The 20,103-nt window shown below is 34.0% G+C and carries 18 protein-coding genes; 15 read left to right on the top strand and 3 right to left on the bottom strand.

The window, feature by feature from the left end:
• Positions 1-33 precede the first annotated feature (33 nt).
• Positions 34-411, bottom strand: a complete 378-nt coding sequence (gene ytxJ / locus DFQ11_RS05610) for a bacillithiol system redox-active protein YtxJ (protein WP_110474894.1) — start codon at positions 409-411, stop codon at positions 34-36.
• Positions 412-808: 397 nt separating this feature from the next.
• Here ytxJ and clpB point away from each other — a divergent pair, with 397 nt between their 5' ends.
• The 5 genes from clpB (at position 809) to DFQ11_RS05585 (ending at position 6,988) form a co-directional block, all read left to right on the top strand.
• On the top strand, positions 809-3,415 hold the full coding sequence (clpB, locus tag DFQ11_RS05605; RefSeq protein ID WP_110474893.1) for an ATP-dependent chaperone ClpB: 2,607 nt from the start codon (positions 809-811) through the stop codon (positions 3,413-3,415).
• A gap of 188 nt (positions 3,416-3,603) precedes the next feature.
• On the top strand, positions 3,604-4,467 hold the full coding sequence (locus DFQ11_RS05600) for a TraB/GumN family protein (RefSeq protein WP_110474892.1): 864 nt from the start codon (positions 3,604-3,606) through the stop codon (positions 4,465-4,467).
• A 476-nt stretch (positions 4,468-4,943) separates the two neighbouring features.
• The gene (gene deoC, locus DFQ11_RS05595) at positions 4,944-5,606 is read left to right on the top strand and encodes a deoxyribose-phosphate aldolase (RefSeq protein ID WP_110474891.1); all 663 of its coding nucleotides are present in this window, start codon (positions 4,944-4,946) and stop codon (positions 5,604-5,606) included.
• A 27-nt stretch (positions 5,607-5,633) separates the two neighbouring features.
• Positions 5,634-6,332, top strand: coding sequence for a purine-nucleoside phosphorylase (gene deoD, locus DFQ11_RS05590; RefSeq protein ID WP_110474890.1), 699 nt, complete (start codon positions 5,634-5,636; stop codon positions 6,330-6,332).
• 125 nt (positions 6,333-6,457) lie between these two features.
• On the top strand, positions 6,458-6,988 hold the full coding sequence (locus tag DFQ11_RS05585) for a SixA phosphatase family protein (RefSeq protein WP_110474889.1): 531 nt from the start codon (positions 6,458-6,460) through the stop codon (positions 6,986-6,988).
• Here the strand turns inward: DFQ11_RS05585 and DFQ11_RS05580 are convergent.
• Entirely contained in the window at positions 6,974-7,759 is a 786-nt protein-coding gene (locus DFQ11_RS05580; protein WP_110474888.1) for a DUF6503 family protein, read from the bottom strand. The genes DFQ11_RS05585 and DFQ11_RS05580 overlap by 15 nt on opposite strands.
• A 169-nt stretch (positions 7,760-7,928) precedes the next feature.
• On the opposite strand from DFQ11_RS05580, the gene smpB reads away from it, so the two are divergent.
• From smpB to DFQ11_RS05565, 3 genes are all read left to right on the top strand, one after another.
• On the top strand, positions 7,929-8,387 hold the full coding sequence (gene smpB, locus DFQ11_RS05575; protein WP_110474887.1) for an SsrA-binding protein SmpB: 459 nt from the start codon (positions 7,929-7,931) through the stop codon (positions 8,385-8,387).
• Between the two features lie 108 nt (positions 8,388-8,495).
• Complete coding sequence (locus tag DFQ11_RS05570) at positions 8,496-10,961, top strand: DUF5686 and carboxypeptidase regulatory-like domain-containing protein (RefSeq protein ID WP_110474886.1); 2,466 nt, start codon at positions 8,496-8,498, stop codon at positions 10,959-10,961.
• A gap of 9 nt (positions 10,962-10,970) precedes the next feature.
• Positions 10,971-11,489, top strand: a complete 519-nt coding sequence (locus tag DFQ11_RS05565) for a hypothetical protein (protein WP_110474885.1) — start codon at positions 10,971-10,973, stop codon at positions 11,487-11,489.
• An 83-nt stretch (positions 11,490-11,572) separates the two neighbouring features.
• Here DFQ11_RS05565 and DFQ11_RS05560 read toward each other — a convergent pair whose 3' ends face one another.
• Positions 11,573-12,214: a protein-L-isoaspartate(D-aspartate) O-methyltransferase gene (locus DFQ11_RS05560; RefSeq protein ID WP_110474884.1), complete on the bottom strand. Its 642-nt coding sequence runs from the start codon at positions 12,212-12,214 to the stop codon at positions 11,573-11,575.
• 334 nt (positions 12,215-12,548) lie between these two features.
• On the opposite strand from DFQ11_RS05560, the gene DFQ11_RS05555 reads away from it, so the two are divergent.
• From DFQ11_RS05555 to miaA, 7 genes are all read left to right on the top strand, one after another.
• Complete coding sequence (locus tag DFQ11_RS05555; protein WP_110474883.1) at positions 12,549-13,508, top strand: Gfo/Idh/MocA family protein; 960 nt, start codon at positions 12,549-12,551, stop codon at positions 13,506-13,508.
• Positions 13,509-13,592: 84 nt separating this feature from the next.
• Entirely contained in the window at positions 13,593-14,480 is an 888-nt protein-coding gene (locus DFQ11_RS05550) for a 3-hydroxyacyl-CoA dehydrogenase family protein (RefSeq protein WP_110474882.1), read from the top strand.
• 122 nt (positions 14,481-14,602) lie between these two features.
• Positions 14,603-15,841 carry a DUF1015 domain-containing protein gene (locus DFQ11_RS05545; RefSeq protein WP_110474881.1) on the top strand — a complete coding sequence of 413 codons (1,239 nt, stop codon included), beginning with the start codon at positions 14,603-14,605 and terminating at the stop codon, positions 15,839-15,841.
• Positions 15,842-15,906: 65 nt separating this feature from the next.
• Positions 15,907-16,569 carry a YggS family pyridoxal phosphate-dependent enzyme gene (locus tag DFQ11_RS05540; RefSeq protein ID WP_110474880.1) on the top strand — a complete coding sequence of 221 codons (663 nt, stop codon included), beginning with the start codon at positions 15,907-15,909 and terminating at the stop codon, positions 16,567-16,569.
• A gap of 43 nt (positions 16,570-16,612) precedes the next feature.
• Positions 16,613-17,977: an exonuclease domain-containing protein gene (locus DFQ11_RS05535; protein WP_110474879.1), complete on the top strand. Its 1,365-nt coding sequence runs from the start codon at positions 16,613-16,615 to the stop codon at positions 17,975-17,977.
• Between the two features lie 329 nt (positions 17,978-18,306).
• The gene (locus tag DFQ11_RS05530) at positions 18,307-19,170 is read left to right on the top strand and encodes an ion transporter (RefSeq protein ID WP_110474878.1); all 864 of its coding nucleotides are present in this window, start codon (positions 18,307-18,309) and stop codon (positions 19,168-19,170) included.
• A 12-nt stretch (positions 19,171-19,182) separates the two neighbouring features.
• Positions 19,183-20,097: a tRNA (adenosine(37)-N6)-dimethylallyltransferase MiaA gene (miaA, locus tag DFQ11_RS05525; RefSeq protein ID WP_110474877.1), complete on the top strand. Its 915-nt coding sequence runs from the start codon at positions 19,183-19,185 to the stop codon at positions 20,095-20,097.
• The last annotated feature ends 6 nt before the right edge of the window (positions 20,098-20,103 follow it).

The following is a 20,103-nucleotide window of genomic DNA, read 5'->3' as shown; positions in this document are numbered from 1 at the left end:
AAAAACTTGAGACTTTCATTTTTGAAGTTTGAGTTAAGCAAATTGGCTTAACTCTATATTATTTACACCACTATGAGAATCATGAGCTACTACTACTCCATTCTTAATAACTAAGAGTTGTGGTGATTGATGCACCACTTGAAATTTATAACCAACCTCGTCTGATATTGCTCTATAACTCAATAGATCTAAATAGTATAGGTCGGCATTAAGATCTATATCATAAGATGCCACAAATTGCTTCATAACCATACTACTAATACCACAACGTGTGGAGTGCTTAAAAATAATTTGTGTTTTAGTTTTTGACTTTTCAGCAATAAGGTCTAATTGTGAAATATCAACCAAGGCTTGCCATGGTAATACCTTTTCCTCTTTTGGTTCAGAAGAACCGAATAATTTCTTAAACATCTATTTAATTTATTTTAATGCTTTATAAAAGTAATAGACTCTAAATGATTTATTTCACTAATCTCTATTCTTTTTAAAAGCTATTCATTAACTTATAGTCGGGCCAGTTACAAAAGCTTACAAACTGACGAAAAGTCACGTCAACACTCGAACAACACGCCATTTTGTCGTTTTAATCTTACGTTTTATGATTGGTAAGATAATTGCCTAAAGATAATCAAACTATACGAAAGTAAAGGTCATTTAAAATGAAGTCTAAGCCAGAATTTAAAGAAATACCTGGCTTTCATGAAACACATCATAAGATGTTTCATTTATTAATAATGACAAACAAATAATAAACAGATTAAGTAAAACCTATAAAAAAGACTCCCACTTTCGTGGGCAATAAAAAAATATGAATTTTAATAATTATACCATTAAATCACAAGAAGCCATTCAGCAAGCTCAGCAGCTCGCTCAAGGTTTTGGTCATCAGCAAATAGAAAATGAGCACATTTTTAAGGCTCTCTTTAATGTTGATGAAAACGTACTGCCATTCCTTTTAAAGAAGTTGAATGTTAATGTGTCTCTACTTCAACAAGTATTAGACAAGGATTTAGAGAGTTTTCCAAAAGTCTCTGGAGGCGATATTATGTTGTCTCGTGAAGCGAATAAGGCGTTAAATGAAGCGTCAATTATCGCGAAAAAGATGAATGATGATTATGTTTCTATAGAGCATTTAATCTTAGCCATTTTTAAATCTAAAAGTAAAATTGCTCAAATTTTAAAAGATCAAGGCGTTACAGAAAAAGGCTTAAATGCAGCGATTGAAGAATTGCGTAAAGGAGACCGAGTAACATCGCAGAGTCAAGAAGAAACATACAACTCTCTGAATAAATACGCTAAAAATTTAAATCAATTAGCACAAGACGGTAAATTAGACCCAGTTATTGGAAGAGATGAAGAAATTAGAAGAATTCTTCAAATTTTATCACGTCGTACCAAAAACAACCCTATCCTAGTCGGAGAGCCAGGAACAGGTAAGACAGCTATTGCAGAAGGCTTAGCTCATAGAATTATTGATGGAGATATTCCTGAAAACTTAAAAGATAAACAAATCTTTGCCCTTGATATGGGAGCTCTTATCGCAGGAGCCAAATATAAAGGTGAATTCGAAGAGCGCTTAAAAGCCGTGATTAAAGAAGTTACGGAAAGCCAAGGCGATATTGTATTATTTATTGATGAGATCCACACCTTAGTTGGTGCTGGAGGTGGTGAAGGCGCAATGGATGCTGCGAATATTCTTAAACCTGCTTTAGCACGTGGGGAATTGAGAGCCATTGGTGCAACAACCTTAGATGAGTATCAAAAATACTTTGAGCAAGACAAGGCTTTAGAGCGTCGTTTCCAAAAGGTTATTGTTGACGAGCCTGATACGGAAAGTGCAATTTCTATATTAAGAGGAATTAAGGAAAAGTATGAAACACATCATAAGGTTAGAATTAAAGATGAAGCGATTATTGGTGCGGTAGAATTATCGGAACGATATATTACCAACCGGTTTTTACCAGATAAGGCTATTGACTTAATGGATGAGGCGGCGTCTAAATTACGAATGGAAATCAATTCCAAACCGGAAGAATTAGATGTTCTTGATCGTAAGATCATGCAATTAGAGATTGAGCATGAAGCTATTAAACGTGAAAATGACGAAACCAAATTAAAAAGCTTAAAGGCTGAATTAGCGAATCTAAAGGAAGAACGAAATGAACTCAATGCCAAGTGGAAAACTGAAAAGGAAGTCGTTGAAAACGTTCAGAATATTAAACAAGAAATTGAAAACTATAAGGTTGAGGCAGAGCGTGCAGAACGTGATGGTGACTATGGTAAGGTAGCAGAGCTTAGATATGGAAAGATCAAAGAAGCTACCGAGCAACTTGAAAAGTTCCAAAAACAACTATCGGAGCAACAAGAAACTTCTTTAATTAAAGAAGAGGTGACATATGAAGATATTGCGGATGTTGTGGCGAAGTGGACAGGAATTCCGGTAACAAAAATGCTTCAAAGTGATCGTGAAAAACTATTGCGACTTGAAGACGAATTACACAATCGTGTCGTTGGTCAAGAAGAAGCCATAGAAGCTGTTTCAGATGCTGTAAGACGATCACGCGCCGGACTTCAGAATCCGCAAAAACCTATTGGAACCTTTTTATTCCTTGGAACTACGGGTGTTGGTAAAACGGAATTAGCGAAGGCTTTAGCTGAATACCTCTTTGATGATGAAAATGCGATGACACGTATTGATATGAGTGAGTATCAGGAAAGACACGCGGTAAGCCGATTAGTCGGAGCACCTCCAGGTTACGTTGGTTATGATGAAGGTGGACAATTAACTGAAGCGGTGAGAAGAAAACCTTATTCAGTGGTCTTGTTGGATGAGATAGAAAAAGCCCATCCGGATACTTTTAATATCCTTTTACAAGTACTAGATGAAGGTCGATTAACAGATAATAAAGGACGAGTTGCAGATTTCAAGAACACCATTATTATCATGACATCCAATATGGGAAGTCACATTATACAAGAGCGTTTCGAGGCGACGAAGGATATTCCTTCAGCGATAGAGTTGGCAAAAGTTGATGTTTTAGCCCTATTAAAACAAACGGTAAGACCAGAATTCTTAAACCGTATCGATGATACAATCATGTTTACGCCGTTATCGAAGCAAAACATTATCGACATCGTTGGCTTGCAACTTAAGAATGTGACTAAAATGATTGCAAAACAAGGAATTACTTTTGACGCAACCCCTGAAGCTGTTACCTACTTAGCCGATAAAGGTTACAATCCTGAATATGGAGCTCGACCTGTGAAGCGAGTGATTCAGAAAGATGTCTTAAATCAGTTAAGTAAAGAAATACTAGCTGGTAAAGTCACAACAGACAGTATTATTCTACTGGATGAATTTGATGGACAACTCGTATTTAGAAATCAAAGTGATCTAGTTGTAGATGACATTTAAAAAATCGTAAATAGTTTTATGGTTGGTTGATTAGAGCAACGTGGAATTCAATCTTAATGATTAGAACGAAACGTTGCTCTTTTCATTTATAATCGCTTATAAATACTTAATTTGTCGAGATTGTTTGAACAATGACTGTAACAATTTCATTATTTTGATACCTATATGATAAATTAAAACCTCATATTATGAAACAAATTCTTTCTGCTATTCTTACTCTTTGTCTATCGGTCTTTGCAATTAATGCTCAAGAATTAGAGAATTCTACACTTTGGAAAATTGAAGGCCAAAATTTAAAGCAAGCCTCTTACCTATTCGGAACAATTCATATGACCTGTGATGCTTCATTGAACAATGATGTTCTAAAGGCCTTAGATGAAACAACTCAAATAGTTTTAGAAATTGATATGGATGACCCGTCTCTTCAAGCGAAAATGATGGGTGGCATGTATATGAAAGATGGTAAAAGAATAAGTGATTTTGTTTCTGCCGAAGATTATAAATTGATAGACTCTATGATAACAAAAGAAGTGGGAATGCCTTTGAAAATGTTGGAAAACATGAAGCCTTTCTTTTTAATATCTATGTTATACCCTAAGTTTCTTGATTGTCCTATGCAGTCATTTGAACAAGAGTTGATGAAAATAGCCGCAGAACAAAATGAAGAAATTTTAGGTTTAGAGACTATCGAAGAACAAATGCAAGTCTTTGAAGACATCCCTTATGAAGATCAAGTCGCTGATCTATTAAGAACCGCAAAAGATAATTTGGCTTATGATAAAGCCACTATGAAAAAAATGATGGAGATGTACACTAGTGAAGATATCAACGCCATGGTAGACTTAATGAATGACGACAGTTATAGCGCTGTAGCACAGCATCAGGATAAATTATTAAGCAACAGAAATAAAAATTGGATTCCAAAGATTGAAAATTTCATAAAAGATCAACCTACCTTTTTCGGAGTTGGTGCCGGTCATTTAGCAGGAGAGTTTGGGGTGATTAATTTACTTAGAAAAGCTGGATATAAAGTTACCGCCGTAATGGACTAATTTCTACATCTCGTTTAAGAAAAATATTTATCGGTAGAACACTGAATGCAAGGTTAACTAATCTTAATCTATAAGTTTCGTTTTTAATTTTACACCTTTAATTCTATTGACAACCTTGACTTGAAATTAAACATAGTGTCTTTCTAAAGATTGAAATTTATTTAAATATTATTTGTCCGAATTATCGTTTATTTATGATTCAACACGTCTTTTAAGTGCCCTATTGAACTGAAAAAACAAGGTTTCTAATAATAGCTTAAAACCCAAGTAATTACTTGTAAGAAATTTAGTTTTCGATAAAATACATCATTTATTTTCTCTGTAAACTTCCTTTTTAACGGATAAAGTGTTAGTTTTACCGAGCTATTTAATTCCAAACAAAACTTAATACACTATTCTATTTAGATTTAGTAATCCCTCGATAACGCGGGAATTATTAGTATTTGTTGATGCCCTAAACCCTATTTAAAAATAAAATGGAATTAAATCGATACATAGACCACACCTTATTAAGTTCGTCTGCTACGGAATCAGACATCCTTAGACTTTGCGATGAAGCTTTAAAATATAATTTCTATTCAGTATGTGTTAATAGTTGCTACGTTCCCATAGCCAAACAAGCATTAGGTAGATCTAATGTAAAAGTTTGTACTGTTGTTGGCTTTCCTTTAGGGGCAATGTCTACAGAAGCTAAAGTATTCGAAGCTAAAAACGCTATTGAACAGGGTGCTGCTGAAATTGATATGGTTATGAATATCGGCCTTCTTAAAAGCAAGAACTATGTTTCAGTTTTAAAGGATATTAGCGATGTAAAAAGAGCTATAGGTCTTACTCCTCTTAAAGTCATTCTTGAAATAAGCGACCTATCTAAAAATGAAATCGTTAAAGCTTGTGAGATTTGTATGGATGCTAAAGCTGACTTCGTAAAAACTTCAACTGGCTTTTCTAAGAGCGGTGCCACATTAACTGCCGTGAAAATCATGAAGAAAACCGTTAAGAATAAGCTGAAGATAAAAGCTTCTGGAGGCATAAGAGACGCAGAAACAGCTCTAAAATATATAGACATTGGTGTTGATAGAATCGGTGCTTCGGCCGGAGTTGCAATGATGAATAATCAATTATCAAACTCTACGTATTAATTCAAACACTTTGCTTAAATTTGGAGCATGAGTGTACATATTGGAGCCGAAAAAGGCGAAATCGCAGAAACAATTTTACTTCCAGGAGATCCTTTAAGAGCTAAATGGATTGCTGAGACATTTTTTGAAAACCCAGTTTGCTTCAACGAAGTTAGAGGCATGTATGGTTATACAGGAACTTATAATGGAAAACGTATTTCTACTATGGGAACTGGTATGGGTGTTCCTAGTATGTCTATTTATGCCCACGAGCTTATTACGGAATATGGTGTAAAAAACCTCATTCGTGTTGGTAGTGCCGGTTCTTACCAGAAGGATGTGGAGCTAAGAGATGTGGTATTAGCTATGGCTGCTTCATCTACATCAGGTATTAACGAATTGCGTTTTGGTGGAGCTGACTATGCTCCTACTGCAAATTTTGGATTGTTTATGAAGGCCGTTGAAGCCGCACGCGCTAAAAACATTGACATTAAAGCCGGAAATGTATTATCATCTGATGAGTTTTATGAAGACGATAAAGAGGCCTATAAAAAATGGGCTAAATTCGGAGTCCTTTGTGTGGAAATGGAAGCAGCTGGACTATATACCGTCGCGGCTAAACACAACGCTAACGCCTTATGCATTTTGACTATTTCAGATTCGTTAGTTACAGGTGAAGCAACATCAAGTCAAGATCGTGAGACGACATTTAAAAGCATGATAGAAATTGCCCTAGAGTTGGCCTAATCCAATTCATCCTATATTTTAAAATAAAACCTACCTTGTTATAATTCAAGTAAACTGACTTTTGCACTTACGGAAGACACTTTACTTGTTATTAAAACGGATGTCCAACGTCAAACCCTCTCATTATGAAGAATCTAATTGTAATTCTGTTGTTTTCCCTAGTCGCCTTCCCTTCCTGTGCTCAAAAATCAACTAAGAACGAAAATAAAGTTACTCTCACTCCCACCACCACTTATTACCTAATAAGACATGCTGAAAAAGACAGAAGTGATAAGAGTAATCCTAACCCAGATTTAAAACAAGAAGGCTTACAACGTGCCGAAAATTGGGCTGAACACTTTAAGGAGGTTAACTTTGATTTAATATATTCTACAAATTATAATAGAACCATTCAAACAGCAACACCAACAGCTAAGGCTAATAATTTAGAAATTGAAATTTACAATCCATCAGATTTAAATATTGATGAATTCAGGAATAAGACAAAAGGAAAAACGGTTCTTATAGTTGGTCATAGTAATACCACGCCTAGGTTTGTAAACGACTTGTTAGGAGATGAAAAATATGATAATATTGCAGACGATAATAATGCAAATCTCTATATTGTAACCATCACCAACGATAATATATCCTCAGAAGTTTTAGAGATTAACTAATTCTACTTGTACATTTTCAAGCACTATTTTAGACAATAAATCTAACTTATTGGCTTCAAAGGTTTGTCCTAATTCTTCAAGCGATATGGTCTTATCTTCAGTTTTAAAATTATTATAGTCTACGAAGCGTAATCCATTGACATAACGCTCATTATAAGCCTCTCTAAAACGCATTCCTAAGCCATCTTTTTCCTTATATGAATAAGCGAGGTAATCCACCTTAAAACCTTCTTTATCAATCCAATAAACAAAAACATCATCATAATCTTCTCCCCCTCCTTCTTCATCAAAAGTCACTTGAATTTTATGGTAGTCTTTACCTTTAATGGTTTCATAACCTAAAAGCGTTTTGTTCACGGCTTTGTCATTCAAACCATAAGGTAAAACGGAAAAATAATGTACCGAATTCACCGATGCAGAATATCTATTAGCTATAGAATCTTCAAGCTTGACAAACTCTTCATTATGGTAACGCTCAAAACCAACATTACTCAGCATATCAAAAATTGAATCACCATCTTTAGCTAAAATTCGAACTAGTAGAAATTCATGATTCTTTCGTAAAGCTTGGTAGTATGTATCTCTAAATTCAAACTTCAGACTTGATCTGGTAAATCGGTCGCCTCCTGAAACTTCTATCGACTTATTTACAATATCATTAGCCGATAAACTTATTGTTTCAGATTTAACTTCAGGTTTAACAACTTTAGAATTTTCATTTTTACAGCTAGAAAGTAGAACTATAAGTGAAAGTATAAGTAAGTTTTTCATTTTGCAATTTAGTTTAGGTACTATGATTGCAAAACTATAGCATAGATTTCAGAACTCTCTTAAAATTTCGTGAATAGTGAAAAATGGAGTTTTACCGAAGCAATAAGAGATTTTAGACATTTTTAATTTTACTTTCTACTTTTAACTTTAAAAACTATCTTTGGCACCTATGCAAAAAAAGGTCAACATACTAAATAAGAAGGCAAAGTTTCAGTACGAAATATTAGATAAATATACGGCTGGAATTGTCCTTACTGGAACTGAAATTAAATCCATCAGATCAGGTAAAGCATCTATTGCTGAAAGTTTTTGTGAATTTAATGACAGAGGCGAATTATTTGTTATTAATATGACGGTTGAAGAGTACAAATACGGCACTCATTACAATCATAGACCTAAAGCTGAACGTAAATTATTATTAAACAAAAGAGAACTTAAAAAGCTCGAAAAAGAGGTTAACATTAAGGGTAATGCAATTATTCCTTTGAAGTTATTTCTTAATGATAAAGGTTTAGCTAAATTGGTCATAGCCCTTGGAAAAGGTAAAAAACTGTATGACAAACGTGAAACGATTAAAGATCGTGACAACAAGCGTAATTTAGACCGTATTAAGAAAACTTTCAGATAACTTTAAGTATCCTTTATTTTATTAGATTCATTTTTCAGCTAAGTTTAATGAACTTATACGCCATTTGTTTAAATTGTAGCATTAAAGTATTTCATCAATCAAACTCATATGCAAAAACTACTACTTAGCTCACTCTTCATTGTATTCAGTTCGTTTCTTTCTGCGCAAATCACAGGACATATCACAGATCAAAATAAGAAAGCGCTTCCCTTTGTAAATATTCTTATTGAAAACACTTATAAAGGAACCACCAGTAATGATGATGGTTATTACGAACTCAATATTACCTCTCCTAAGTCTTACACTATTGTCTTTAGTTACCTAGGCTACAAAACGGTAAAAAAAACAGTGACTATCGAAAAATTCCCCTATCAATTAGATATTACACTAGTAGAAGAATCGGTTTCTCTTGGTGAAGTTATTATTGATGCTGAAAACGATCCTGCAAATGCCATAATGCGAAAAGCCATTGCCCAACGAAAGGCAAATCTCGAAAAAATTAATTCATTTAAAGCTGATTTCTACTCGAGAGGCTTATTGAAAATTAAGGATGCTCCTGAGAAAATAATGGGTCAAGAGGTTGGTGATTTAGGCGGTGCTCTAGACTCAACTCGAAGCGGAATTATCTATTTATCTGAAACTATTTCGAAACTTCAGTTTTTAAGTCCAGATAAATTAAAAGAAACTATTACTGCTTCAAAAGTGAGTGGTAACGACAATGGCTTCAGTTTCAATAGCGCTTTAGATGTCGATTTTAATTTCTATAACAACACCATCAGTTTTGGAAATGAAATGATTTCACCAATTGCCAACAACGCTTTTGGTTATTATCGCTATAAGTTAGAAGGTATCTTCTACGATGACCGAGGAAACTTAATTAATAAAGTTAAGGTGATACCAAGGCGAACTAATGACCCTGTGTTTACCGGGTTTATTTATATTGTGGAAGACCAATGGGACATTTATGCTGTAGAATTAAGTCTTACCGGCACACAAGCCCGAAATCCACTGATTGATCTTGTTTCCATACAACAAAGTTTTTCTTACTCTGAAACTAACGATATATGGGCTCGCATTTCACAGAGCATCGATTTAAAATTTGGAATATTTGGAATTAAAGGGGAAGGTAGATACACGGCAGTATATAGTAACTACGAATTCAATTTAGGACTTACTAGAAAAGATTTTGATCGTGAAATCATAGCTTTTGAAAAAGAAGCCAATAAAAAAGATTCTATATTTTGGAATACGATTAGACCTGTTCCATTAACCAATGAGGAACGCGTAGATTATATAAAAAAAGATAGTATTCAGATTGTCCAAAAATCTAAACCTTATTTAGATTCCATCGATACGGCCAAGAATAAATTCAGACTGGAAAATATACTCGGCTATACCTATCAAAACTCACATAAAGACTATCGTGTAGGATTTGACATTCCAGCATTGGCAACTCAATTTAATACAGTTCAAGGCTATACACCAACTGCCACTGTGTTTTTTACTAAAAATTATGACGATTTCAACCGTTACTTCAGAGTCAATGGAAACTTTGTGTATGGCGTATCAGACAAACGTTTACGTGCCAATGGTTCATTAACGTACAAATTCAATAGTATTAGTCATACGTTTTTGACTTTATCAGGAAGCGTTGCTGCAGAACAGTTTAATCCTTCCACTCCTATTTCTCCATTAATCAACTCTATTAGCTCCTTATTTTTTGAAGATAACTATATGAAGTTATATGACAAGAGTTATTTAGCGCTTAATTATAGCGGAGAACTTTTCAACGGCTTTAGACTCTATACAGGTTTAAGCTACGAGAGACGAAAAGCACTTTTCAACACTACAAATCAAACCTTTTTTAATGATGAAAACGATGTCTATACGAGTAATAATCCTTTAGACGAAACTGCTTATGGGATAGCTCCTTTTGAAACACACCATATTATAAAAGGGACTATTAGTGCACGAATTAACTTTGGACAAGAATATGTTAGTCTTCCAAATGCGAAATTTAATGTAGGTAATAGCACTTATCCAACCTTGTATTTAGGTTATGAAAAAGGCTTTGGAGCAACGAACAGCGATTATAATTTTGATCAAATTAAAATTCGTGTCGAGCAATCCTTCAACATTAAAGATAAAGGGAGATTTATGTATAATCTAAGAGCTGGTAAGTTCTTTAACGCAGACGACATTGCCTTTATGGATTATCAACATTTTAATGGCAATCAAACTCATGTGAGCACAAAAGGTAACTATACAGACGTATTTAATAATTTAAGCTATTATTCTCATAGCACCAATGACTCTTATTTTGAGGGTCATTTAGAGCATTCTTTTAAAGGTTTCTTGCTTGGAAAAGTTCCCGTACTTAATAAACTAAACTTTAATTTAGTCGTAGGAGCGCATTTATTGGCAACACCAGATTTTAAACCCTATCAAGAATACTCGGTTGGATTAGATAATATTGGCTGGGGTAAATGGCGTTTCTTAAGAGTTGATTATCTTCGCTCTTATCAAAGCGGATTTCAAAGTGATGCTATTTTATTTGGCTTAAAATTCTTTTAATTTTGTAATATGAAAAACATCATAGGTATAATATTCCTATTCACTATAGGATTAAGCGCGCAAGAGCCAAAAGATTACACAAAGAACGTAATTACTATAGATAGCACGATTGCTTCCTTATATTCTGTAATATCAGGAGACAAAGGTGAAGCACGTAATTGGGAATTGTTTAAGCATTTATTTCAAAAAGACGCGAAACTTATAGCAACAGGCAAAACCCCGAAAGGAAAAATTTCTACTAAATATCTAACACCAGACGATTACATCAAGACTTCAGGGAAATGGTTGGTAGAAAACGGTTTTCACGAGATTGAAATTCATCGAGAAACACAAACTTTTGGTAATATAGCTCATGTTTTCAGCACTTATGAAGCCTATAATAGTAAAGATGACGAAAAACCATTAATGCGAGGCATTAATAGCATTCAATTATTTAATGATGGTAACCGTTGGTGGATTGTAAATATTTACTGGAAACAAGAATCCGAGCAGACTCCTATTCCTGAATCGTATCTTCCACAAGAATAAATCACTTTACGGTTCAAATTCAACCAACTACGAACGAATATACTTTTAGTCTTACAACTATGCTCAAAATTGAGAACAATAGATTAGTTTTTATCTTCTAACATTGGGACGAACCTGAAATCACCAAATTCATGTTTCTCAAATTCCTTGGGTCCTTTTCTTATGAATAATGTCATAACCTGAACTTCATCGCCAACAGGTATCACTAATCTACCTCCAATTGCTAATTGACTTAATAGTGGGTTTGGTACATAAGGTGCTCCAGCAGTAACTATGATGCTCTGATATGGCGCTTCCTCAGGTAAACCTTTATAACCATCTCCAAAAATGAGTTTTTTAGCTCTATATCCTATTTTTGGTAAAAATTTTGAAGTTTTCTTGAAGAGCTCTTGTTGACGCTCAATACTAAACACTTTTGCTCCTAGCTCGATAAGCACAGCAGTTTGATAACCACTACCTGTTCCTATTTCTAATACATTGTCACCTGGTTTTACCTCTAATAACTCAGATTGAAAGGCCACCGTGTAAGGTTGCGAAATAGTTTGATCTGCAGCTATAGGAAATGCTTTATCTTGATAAGCATGGTCTATAAAACCAGAATCCATAAATAAATGTCTCGGAATTTTACCAATAGCTTTTAAGACAGCCTTATCTTTGATGCCTTTATTAATCAATGTTTCAACAAGTTGCTGGCGCATCCCTTGATGCTTAAATGTATCTTTCAAAGCGGAGTTTAGTTTTGGATAAGTTTCGGTAAAAGTACTTCAAAAAAAATCAATCTTCAAGTCCAAAATGCCTGATTTTTCCACCAAAAAGAACGCTCACAATGCCAATAACTTAAGACATAATTTCATTCTAATATATCTCAACCCACTCATTATCAACAATTAGAATTTTTAAGTAAACATTACGAAATTTCATACTTTATTCAAAGACATAGCAACTCGTCAAAATAATCCCGTTTTTTCTTTGCCTGTTCATTCTCTATACGCCAAGATTTAGTCTTTGTTTCGGAATAATCTAATTGAAATCCATTATTTTTGTGAAAAACATAAATATATGCTGAAAGTTGGTGTTCTAGGTGCTGGTCACCTTGGTAAAATTCATCTTAGATTACTTAATCAATCTAACAAATACGATCTTATTGGTTTTTACGATGCCGATCCAGAAAACGCGAAACGCGTCGTTGAAGAGTTCGGTTATACATACTACGATTCTATAGACGATTTAATCGATGCTGTTGATGTTGTCGATATCGTCACTCCTACGCTTTCTCATTATGATTGTGCTAAAAAAGCCATCAAAAAAGGAAAACATATTTTTATAGAAAAGCCTATTACAAATACGGTTGAAGAAGCCGAAACCTTAAGAACTTTAGTAGCAGAGAATGGCGTAAAAGGTCAAGTTGGTCACGTGGAGCGCTTTAATCCTGCCTTTATTGGCGTTAAGGATCAGATTAAAAACCCGATGTTTATAGAAACCCATCGCTTGGCTGAATTTAATCCTCGTGGGACAGATGTTCCTGTGGTTTTAGATTTAATGATCCATGATATTGATATCATTCTTTCAGTTGTACAATCTCCTGTGAAGCATGTTTCAGCAAGTGGTGTTTCTGTAGTTAGTGATACGCCTGATATTGCCAATGCAAGAATCGAGTTTAAAAATGGTTGTGTTGCCAACTTAACAGCGAGTAGAATATCTTTAAAGAATATGCGTAAATCACGATTCTTCCAAAAGGACGCCTACATATCTGTAGATTTTCTAGAGAAGAAATGCGAAGTTGTAAAAATGAAAGATGCGCCTGAAAATCCAGGTGATTTCGATATGATTCTTCAAAATGCTGAAGGCGTTAAAAAGCAAATCTATTTTGACAACCCTGAAATCTCAAACAACAATGCGATTTTAGACGAATTAGAAACTTTTGCTTATGCGATAAACAACAACACTAAACCCGTTGTGACTTTACACGATGGTACTGAAGCATTACGCGTAGCGAATATGATTATTAATCAATTTTAATTTTCACTTTGGTGAGAATCACATATAATTTCAAACTAATTTAAAAACACGTTCCCTAATCATGGGAATAAAAACATTTTTTTAATGAAAAACATAGCAGTTATAGGTGCAGGAACCATGGGAAACGGAATTGCCCATACGTTTGCACAATCAGGATTTAAAGTTCAACTTATTGATATTAGTGAAGATTCTCTAACACGAGGACTAAATACCATTTCTAAGAATTTGGATCGTATGGTTGCTAAAGAAAAAATAAGTGAAGAGGACAAATCTAATACGCTTAATAATATTACAACGTTTACAGACACTGTAGAAGGTGTTAAGAATGCCGATTTAGTTGTTGAAGCTGCAACTGAAAATGTGGATTTAAAATTAAAGATTTTCAAACAACTTGATGAGGTTTGTGCAGAGAATACGATTTTAGCAACAAACACATCATCAATCTCAATAACTCAAATCGCAGCAGTAACGTCAAGACCTGAAAAAGTGATTGGTATGCACTTTATGAATCCTGTACCTATTATGAAATTGGTAGAGATTATTAGAGGTTACAGTACGAGTGATGAGGTTACTACGACAATTATGGATTTATCTAAAACTTTAGGAAAAGTTCCAACTGAAGTAAATGACTATCCTGGATTCGTGGCAAACAGAATTCTAATGCCAATGATTAACGAATCTATAGAAACACTTTATAACGGTGTGGCTGGTGTAGAAGAAATTGACACGGTAATGAAATTAGGAATGGCTCACCCAATGGGACCTTTACAATTAGCCGACTTTATTGGTTTAGATGTTTGTTTATCTATTTTAAATGTGATGTACGACGGATTCAAAAATCCGAAATATGCGCCATGTCCACTACTAGTAAATATGGTAATGGCTGGGAAATTAGGTGTGAAATCTGGTGAAGGTTTCTACGATTATTCAGAAAGCCGTAAAGCTGAAAAAGTATCTAAACAGTTTTCTTAATAAATAATAAGCAGTGCTCATTTCAATTAATAAGATAGGAAAGTGTTCCTGTCGTTTAAATATGAAATAGAGCACTGCTTACTTCATCTTCTAACTGAATCCAAAACACTGAATTCTATTTAATGATAAAAATAACCCCATTCAAAGCGGTAAGACCAACTAGAGCAACAGTAGGCTTAGTTGCTGCACGTGCTTATCAAAGTTATACGGTTGAGGAGCGCGAGTCCAGAATGGATTATAATCCCTATAGTTTTCTTCATATTGTAAATCCGGGTTACAAATACGCTCAAGAAGTTACAGGTGAAGAACGCTATAAGTTGGTTAAAAACAGGTATTTGGAATTTAAAGAGGCTGGTGTCTTTATTCAAGATGAAAAGCCTTCCTTTTACGTCTATAAAATTGTGAATAGACGCAAGCAAGAATTCACTGGAATTATAGCAGCGATGAGTGCCGAAGATTATGAAAAGGATATTATTAAAAAGCACGAAGATACCATCGCCCAACGTGAAGACAATTTTAAAACCTATGTTCAAACTGTAGGTTTTAATGCAGAACCTGTTCTTCTAACCTATCCTGATAATGATACTATTGCTAAAGTTATTAAGGAAACACAAAAGAATTTTGCTGAATACGAGTTTACCACAACTTTTAGAGACACCCATTATCTATGGAAATTAGATAATGAAAAGGCAATCGCTAAGATTCAGCAAGAATTTGAAAAAATGAAGACGGTTTATATAGCTGATGGTCATCACAGATCTGCTTCATCTTATTTACTTTATAAGGATGAAAAGTCAAAGAATCCTAATCATAATGGAAGCGAATCGTATAACTTCTTCATGTCTTACTTAATACCCGAATCTGAATTAGTAATTCATGGTTTCAATAGGTTGATAAGAGACTTAAACGGTTTATCTAAAGAAGATTTCTTAATTAAATTAGATGAGTTTTATCGTATCGAAAATTGTGGTGAATATCCTTTTAATCCTGCAGAACCACAGCAATTCAGCATGTATTTAGATGGTGAGTTTTATTCATTATATTTACGAAAGACCGCTTTTGAGTTCAACACGGCTTTAGACAAACTAGATGCACATATATTGTATAAAACGGTTCTAGAGCCTTTATTAAACATCAAAGATTTACGTCATGATAGTCGTATATCTTATGTGAATAGTCAACATAATAATGTAACTATAAAAAGTGTGGTGGACAGTGGTGAGTATGCCGTTGGTTTTGGTCTATGCTCTTCTAATGTTGAGCAGATGAAGCAAATTGCAGATGAAGGATTAACCATGCCACCAAAGAGCACTTACATACTTCCAAAGTTGAGAAGCGGTATTACTATTTATGAATACTAAGCTGATGAATAAGTAAGCATAATGCTTTATAAAATTAATTCACCAACTTAATTAAAACTTTAATCATGGGTATAAAAGAAAATCTTAATCATATTAAATCTCAGTTGCCAGAGCAAGTCACCTTAGTTGCTGTGTCAAAAACTAAACCTATAAATGAGATAATGGAAGCTTATAATGCTGGTCAGCGCATTTTTGGAGAAAATAAAATCCAAGAAATGGTTGATAAATATGAAGAAATGCCAAAAGATATTGAATGGCATATGATTGGACATGTTCAGCGTAATAAGGTAAAATATATGGCTGAATTTGTAAGCTTAATTCATGGTGTAGACAGCTTCAAACTTCTAAAAGAGATTAACAAACAAGCTAAGAAACACGATAGAATTATTAATTGTTTACTTCAAATTAAAATTGCCAAAGAAGATAGTAAATTCGGAATGTCTGCTGAAGATGCTTCTACTCTATTACAATCAGATTCATTTTCGGAATTAAACCATGTAAAAATCGTTGGTCTTATGGGCATGGCTACGTTCACTGAGGATATGAAACAGGTAGAAAACGAATTCAAATTTTTAAAGTCCACCTTTGAAAACCTAAAATCCTTAAATACCGATCTCAACATCATAAGTATGGGAATGAGTGGCGATTATGAGTTAGCAATTAGTTGTGGCAGTACAATGGTTCGCATTGGAAGTAGTATCTTTGGTGCTCGCAACTACAACAATTAGTTAAAAGCCCCATTTTACAAGTATAAACTTAACAACGAATATTATTTACGCAATATTAGACATAGAAACCACAGGTGGTAAATATAATGAAGAAGGCATCACCGAGATTGCAATCTACCGCTTTGATGGTCACAAAGTAACAGATCAATTCATTTCATTAGTAAATCCTGAACGGGAAATTCAACCATTCGTTGTTAATCTTACGGGGATTAATTCAAAAATGTTAAAGAACGCTCCTAAATTTTACGAGGTCGCCAAACGCATTGTTGAAATCACCGAAGACTGTATTCTAGTCGCACACAATTCCTCTTTCGATTATAGAATCCTTAAAACGGAATTTAAACGTTTGGGCTTTCCTTATAAACGAAAAACCCTTTGTACCGTAGAGCTATCTAAACAACTTATTCCGGATATGGAATCCTATAGTTTAGGTAAGTTGGCACGTGCCTTAGGAATCCCTATGAGCGATAGACATAGAGCAAATGGTGATGCTATGGCCACTGTGAAGTTGTTCAAAATGTTATTGAGCAAAGATTTAGATAAAACTATCATCAAAGACAATATACAGGTTGAAAAAAAATCGACCATTGCTCCTAACTTAAAAGATATTATTGATGAATTACCCTCAGAAACAGGTGTATATTATATTCATAATGCAGATGGCGACATTATATATATTGGTAAGAGTAATAATATAAGAAAACGCATAATTCAACATTTTACAGGGACAAATTCTAAATCTAAAAAAATTCAGAGGTTGGTTAGTACAGTTACATACGAAAAAACCGGTAGCGAACTAGCAGCTTTATTAAAAGAGAGTGCAGAGATCAAAAAGAATAAACCTATATTTAATAGAGCTCTTCGCAGAACAATCTTTACTCATGCTTTATATAGTTATAAAGACGAAAATGGTTATATCAATCTAAAAATAGATAAAGCAGATGGAAACGCTATACCTATAATTACGTTTAGCACAAGATTAAGTGGAAACAACTTTTTGTTCAAAGTGGTTGAGGATTATAATTTATGTCAAAAATTAACGGGTCTGTACTCAACCAAGTCAAGTTGCTTTAAATATGAAGTAAAAGAATGTCATGGTGCTTGTATACAAGAGGAAGATGTTGAAGCATATAATAAAAGAGTTCAATCTCTAATTGATAAATATAGCTACGACAATAAGGATATGCTTCTAATAGACAAAGGAAGAGATATCGAAGAGAAATGCGTATTTTTAATAGAGAATGGCATCTTTAAAGGCTTCGGTTTTTTTGACCTAAATCATCAGATTACAAATAGAGCCATCTTATCATCTGTTATAACACCTATGACTAATGATAGAGACACGCAACATATTATTCAAAGTTATATGAGACGTAATAAACGACTGAAAGTAATCAACTTAACCTAATATCAATGGATTTTAAACTATTTGCAGTAGCGTGATTTACGACTTTATTAATTTTCACCATTAAATAAACTTAGAGATGATCAAAGTAGTGAAAATACCATCGATTGTAAAATTCCCGAATTCGAACTAATTTAGAAGTCTATTGTTTTTTTACAGAATTTAAAGAAAATGAGCTTATTCTATATTTTAACGTTAAATTTGACCTGCCTATTTATGCGCCATAATATTATCCATATTTAAAACAATTTATGGCTAAGGTTGTAGAAATTCAGAACAATTCATTAATAATTTTAGAAAAACAATAGCTTAACTTTTCGTACTTTTAGATTATGGCTGCTCAGCAAATGCAAAATTGGAAAACCAAGATACATGATATCATTTATGAAGCGGATACACCGTTGGGTAAACTTTTTGATGTCCTTTTATTGGTATTTATACTATTAAGTATCTTATTGGTAATGCTTGAGAGTGTCGAGAGTATAGATCGCGATTATCACGAAATATTGTATATAGGTGAATGGGTGGTTACCATTTTATTTACGGTTGAATATATTTTGAGGATTATTTCAGTAAAGAAACCACTAAAATATATGCTTAGTACGTTCGGTATTATCGATTTCCTGTCGACTATCCCTTTGTACTTATCTTTCTTTTTTGTGGGTTCACAGGCCTTATTGACATTGAGAGCACTGCGATTACTAAGAGTATTTAGAATTTTAAAATTAGCAAGATATTTAGGAGCTTCACAGCACTTGAAAGATTCACTTATTGCTAGCCGTATAAAAATCATGGTTTTCTTATTCGCCATGTTAATCACTTCCATCATTTTTGGAACCATTATGTATTTAGTAGAAGGCGAAGCTAACGGTTTTGACAATATCCCAAAAAGTGTTTATTGGTGTGTAGTAACCTTAACTACGGTTGGTTTTGGTGATATTGCACCTCAAACTGCCCTAGGTCAGTTTATCACTACCTTTATTATGATTTTAGGTTATGGTATAATCGCCGTACCTACAGGAATTGTATCAGCTGAATACGTTAGAAGTTATAAGAATAATGAAGGTGAAGTTCCACCAGAGCTTAACCATTTAGACATTGATCTTAACTCCTTACATTGCTCAAACTGCAACACTTCTAATCATAAAGACAAAGCGGAATTCTGTTATAACTGTGGAGAACATCTGAATCCGTAAACAGTTTTACAAATGATTGAAAGTTCACAAAAAGTTATCATCTCCATAGTTGGACCGACGGCTATTGGTAAAACTGCTTTAAGCATCAAACTAGCACAGTATTTTAATTCTGAGATTGTATCTGCTGATTCGCGTCAATTTTTCAAAGAAATGTGTATAGGAACTGCCGTTCCTTCAGAAGAAGAACTGAACGCGGCTACTCATCATTTCATCCAACATAAATCGATACAAGAAACTTATAGTGTAGGTGATTTTGAGCGTGAAGCCATTTCAAAAATAAAAGAACTGCATCAAAATAATTCCGTAGTTGTTATGGTTGGTGGCTCAGGTTTATATGTTAAAGCTGTAACCAAAGGATTAGATTATTTTCCTGAAGTCGATGCAACTATTAGAGCGGAATTAAATAGTCAATTAGAAAAAAATGGTTTGGCCTCATTACAGGAGCAATTGCAGCAGTTAGACATTGAAGCTTATAACACTATTGCAATAGATAATCCGCAACGTGTTATTAGAGCACTAGAGATTTGTATAGGGACAGGAAAACCCTATTCATCCTTTTTAACCAATCCTGAAAAGAATCGAGAGTTCAAGACCATTAGTATAGGTTTGAATGCAGAACGTTCTCTAATTTATGATAGAATTAATCAGCGTGTCGATTTAATGATCGAAAACGGTTTATTAGATGAAGTAAAGCGTTTGATTCCTTATAAAGATTTGAATGCTTTAAACACGGTTGGCTACAAAGAGGTTTTCGAATATTTTGAAGGTCATACCACTCTAGAATTCGCCATTTCAGAAATTAAAAAAAATACTAGAAGATTTGCTAAGCGACAACTCACTTGGTTTAGAAAAGATGAATCCATCAAATGGTTCGATTATCAAACTGATGTGGAGGAGATTATTGAATTTATAGAATCACAGCTATAAACGAGA

Origin of the sequence: Winogradskyella epiphytica, from assembly GCF_003217215.1 — a bacterium.
Classification (GTDB): Bacteria; Bacteroidota; Bacteroidia; order Flavobacteriales; family Flavobacteriaceae; genus Winogradskyella; species Winogradskyella epiphytica.
The sequence above is the reverse complement of the archived record's forward strand: the minus strand, read 5'-3'. Positions and strand labels throughout refer to the sequence as shown.

Bases quoted from the DNA above. Each gene is read 5' to 3' on its own strand.
- DFQ11_RS05600 (WP_110474892.1), top strand. From the start codon at position 3,604: ATGAAACAAATTCTTTCTGCTATTCTTACTCTTTGTCTATCGGTCTTT.
- deoC (WP_110474891.1), top strand. From the start codon at position 4,944: ATGGAATTAAATCGATACATAGACCACACCTTATTAAGTTCGTCTGCT.
- ytxJ (WP_110474894.1), bottom strand. From the start codon at position 411: ATGTTTAAGAAATTATTCGGTTCTTCTGAACCAAAAGAGGAAAAGGTA.
- miaA (WP_110474877.1), top strand. From the start codon at position 19,183: ATGATTGAAAGTTCACAAAAAGTTATCATCTCCATAGTTGGACCGACG.
- clpB (WP_110474893.1), top strand. From the start codon at position 809: ATGAATTTTAATAATTATACCATTAAATCACAAGAAGCCATTCAGCAA.
- smpB (WP_110474887.1), top strand. From the start codon at position 7,929: ATGCAAAAAAAGGTCAACATACTAAATAAGAAGGCAAAGTTTCAGTAC.
- DFQ11_RS05580 (WP_110474888.1), bottom strand. From the start codon at position 7,759: ATGAAAAACTTACTTATACTTTCACTTATAGTTCTACTTTCTAGCTGT.
- DFQ11_RS05565 (WP_110474885.1), top strand. From the start codon at position 10,971: ATGAAAAACATCATAGGTATAATATTCCTATTCACTATAGGATTAAGC.
- DFQ11_RS05545 (WP_110474881.1), top strand. From the start codon at position 14,603: ATGATAAAAATAACCCCATTCAAAGCGGTAAGACCAACTAGAGCAACA.
- DFQ11_RS05555 (WP_110474883.1), top strand. From the start codon at position 12,549: ATGCTGAAAGTTGGTGTTCTAGGTGCTGGTCACCTTGGTAAAATTCAT.
- DFQ11_RS05550 (WP_110474882.1), top strand. From the start codon at position 13,593: ATGAAAAACATAGCAGTTATAGGTGCAGGAACCATGGGAAACGGAATT.
- DFQ11_RS05530 (WP_110474878.1), top strand. From the start codon at position 18,307: ATGGCTGCTCAGCAAATGCAAAATTGGAAAACCAAGATACATGATATC.
- DFQ11_RS05570 (WP_110474886.1), top strand. From the start codon at position 8,496: ATGCAAAAACTACTACTTAGCTCACTCTTCATTGTATTCAGTTCGTTT.
- DFQ11_RS05585 (WP_110474889.1), top strand. From the start codon at position 6,458: ATGAAGAATCTAATTGTAATTCTGTTGTTTTCCCTAGTCGCCTTCCCT.
- deoD (WP_110474890.1), top strand. From the start codon at position 5,634: ATGAGTGTACATATTGGAGCCGAAAAAGGCGAAATCGCAGAAACAATT.
- DFQ11_RS05540 (WP_110474880.1), top strand. From the start codon at position 15,907: ATGGGTATAAAAGAAAATCTTAATCATATTAAATCTCAGTTGCCAGAG.